This is a genomic window from Micromonospora sp. M51 (genome assembly GCF_018070305.1).
Lineage (GTDB): Bacteria > Actinomycetota > Actinomycetes > Mycobacteriales > Micromonosporaceae > Micromonospora > Micromonospora parva.
Window position 1 is genome coordinate 1 of record NZ_JAGPXZ010000790.1, and the last position, 2,709, is coordinate 2,709.

General features: G+C 70.7%; 3 protein-coding genes and 1 pseudogene. 3 read left to right on the forward strand and 1 reads right to left on the reverse strand.

The annotated features are described in order from the left end of the window. Positions 1-196: pseudogene (locus tag KBX53_RS28815) on the reverse strand (DNA primase); the annotation flags it as partial. Between the two features lie 248 nt (positions 197-444). Here KBX53_RS28815 and KBX53_RS28820 point away from each other — a divergent pair. The 3 genes from KBX53_RS28820 to KBX53_RS28830 all read left to right on the forward strand — a co-directional run. After that, complete coding sequence (locus KBX53_RS28820; protein ID WP_030330215.1) at positions 445-1,674, forward strand: helix-turn-helix domain-containing protein; 1,230 nt, start codon at positions 445-447, stop codon at positions 1,672-1,674. Positions 1,675-1,690: 16 nt separating this feature from the next. Next, positions 1,691-2,263, forward strand: coding sequence for a flavoprotein (locus KBX53_RS28825; protein WP_210862735.1), 573 nt, complete (start codon positions 1,691-1,693; stop codon positions 2,261-2,263). Between the two features lie 70 nt (positions 2,264-2,333). Further along, on the forward strand, positions 2,334-2,709 hold a 376-nt coding region (locus KBX53_RS28830), incomplete at its 3' end, for a Nif3-like dinuclear metal center hexameric protein (protein ID WP_210862737.1).

Genomic DNA, 2,709 nt, shown 5'->3' on the forward strand with positions numbered 1-2,709 from the left:
GCTCCCAGTTCTCCAGGGCGGGATGGCAGCCCACCGTGGGACAGCCGGCCCGGCCGCAGACGAAACGGCTGCGGGCCAGGCAGGCGCCCGGTGTGACCTGCCAGCCGTGTGCGGCGTACCGGATGGCGACCCGGCGCAGCCGGACCCGTTCCAGCGGCGACAGTTCGGCGACGCGCGGTCCGACATTCCCCCACATGTGTGCCAACTCCTCTCGTCGGTCCCGGCGTTCGCCAGGTCGCATGTCGAGCACCGTCACTGCCGTAACCCACGATCGTTGAGGTTGACGAACGGCTCGTGCAACTTGCACGAAAAGTACGAGGACCAGCTGTACGGCTGACGTACATCCTGTGCGACCAGCCAAAACCTGAAAGTGAAAAGCGGCCGCCGCACCCGCGGACATCGCCCCGACTCGATTGGTCGTCGGTGGCAGGGGAGGATGGGGAGATGGACGAGCTACCCATAGGACGGCGAGTGGCCTACTGGCGGGGGCGACGCAAGATGTCCCAACAGGTCTTCGCGGACCGGCTGGGCAAGTCCAAGAGCTGGGTGGACAAGGTCGAGCGCGGCGTCCGCCGGCTGGACAAGTTCTCCGTCCTCTACGAGATCGCCGACATCCTCCAGATGGACGTCCAGCTGCTGATGGGCAAGGATCCGGAGCGCCGCGCCGACGCCCTCAACTGCATCGACCAAGTCGAGGTGCAGGAGATCCGGGCGGCGCTGGAACGCTACGACTCGATGAGCGCGTACTTCGACGCGGCGCCGTTCCCGCCGCCGATGGACGACATGCGCAAGGCCGTCAACCACGCCTGGCTCACCTACCAGTACGGCCGCTACGGGATGCTCACCCGGGCGCTGCCCAAGCTGCTGCGCGACGCCCAGGCGGCCGACGCCGCGTACGGCGGTGAGCAGGCCGCCGAGGCGGCCCACCTGCTCGGCCAGGTCTACCAGATCGCCTCCTCGGTGCTGCGCAAGCTCGGCGAGTGCGAGCTCGCCTGGTTGGCCGCCGACCGGTCGATGGCGGTGGCCCAGCGCGCCGACGACCCTCTGCTGGCCGGGATCGCCACCACGCGGGTGTGCAACGCCCTGGTCGCGATGGGGCGGGCCCGTCCCGCGCTGGAGCTGAACGTCCAGATCGCCAACCGGCTGGCACCGGGTGGGAGCAACGAGGTCTCCCCGGCCCGCCTCTCCGTCTACGGGATGCTGCTGCTCCAGGGCGCGATGGCCGCGTCCCGCATCGGCGACTCGGCCAGCGTCGACGACCTGATCAACGCTGCGCAGGAGGCGGCCAACCTGCTCGGTGGCGACCACAACCACTACTGGACGTCGTTCGGCCCGACCAACGTCGAGCTGCACCGGGCCGCCGCCGCAGTGGAGCTGGGCGACGGTGGGCGGGCCGTGGAGGTGCACCGGCTGCGCATCGCGGAGCCGTCCTTCAACGCGCTGCTGCCCGAGCGTCGCGCCCACCACCTGCTCGACATCGCCCGCGGCTACGCCCAGATCGGTGACGTGGCGAACGCCGGCGAGATGCTGCTGCTCGGTGATCGGCTCGCCCCGTCGGAGATCCGCTGCCGGCCGATCGCGCACGAGGTGATGTCGGACATCCTCCGTCGCACACGTGGTGCGCCGCCTTCTCCGGTAGCGGAGTTGGCTGAGCACATGGGAGTAGGGGTATGAGCGCGGAGCCGGTCTGATGGCCGGTACAACGCGCAACAGCGGGCACCGCGAGGTGCTCTACGTCATCGCCTGCGGTTCGCCGCTGGCACGGCACGTCGGTCGTCTGGTCGACCTCGCCCAACAGGACGGTTGGGACGTCTGCGTGATCACCACGCCGGACGGGGCGAAGTTCGTCGACCAGTCGGCCCTGATTCGACAGACCGGCCATCCGGTGCGGATGCACTACAAGAATCCCGGCGACCCGGACGTGCTGCCGCCCGCCGACGCCATGATCGTCTGCCCGGCCACCGTCAACACGGTCAACAAGTGGGCGGCCGGGATCACCGACACCCTGGCGCTCGGGCTGCTGGTCGAGGCCCAGGGCAAGGGCGTCCCCATCGTGGCGGTGCCGTACACCAACGCGGCGATGGCCTGCCATCCGGCGTTTCGGGCCGGGGTGGCCCGGTTGGCCGAGTGGGGCGTCACCGTGCTCTTCGGCGACGACGTGATCGCGCTGCATCCGCCCGGGACGGGGGAACAGCACATGCACGCCTTCCCCTGGGCGATGCCGCTGGCCGCGTTGCAGACCGTCTCCTGGACCGCCGCCTAGGGCGTCCGTCCGACGCGGCCGGGCCGGGTGTCACCGCCCGGTGGCCGCCACGCCGGTAAGCTGGCCCGCCGTGAGCACAAGCGGATCCGCCCCGACTGTCGGCGACGTGGTGGCCGAGCTGGAACGGCGTTTTCCGCCGGTCTGGGCGGAGGAGTGGGACCGGGTGGGCCTGGTGCTCGGCGAGCCGGCCGCCCCGGTCCGCCGGGTGCTCTGCGTGGTCGACGTGGTGCCCGAGACGGTCGACGAGGCGCTCGCCGCGGACGCGGACATGATCGTCTCGCATCACCCGCTGCTGCTGCGCGGGGTGTCGTCGGTCGCCGCGACGACCTTCAAGGGGCGGATCATCCACCGGTTGATCCGGGCCGGGGTGGCGCTCTACACGGCGCACACCAACGCCGACGTCGCCTCCCCGGGTGTCTCCGACGCCCTCGCCGCCCGCTTCGGGC

What these genes read in the sequence shown, in the direction of transcription:
- KBX53_RS28820 (WP_030330215.1), top strand. Translation starts at nt 445, where the DNA reads ATGGACGAGCTACCCATAGGACGGCGAGTGGCCTACTGGCGGGGGCGA.
- KBX53_RS28825 (WP_210862735.1), top strand. Translation starts at nt 1,691, where the DNA reads ATGGCCGGTACAACGCGCAACAGCGGGCACCGCGAGGTGCTCTACGTC.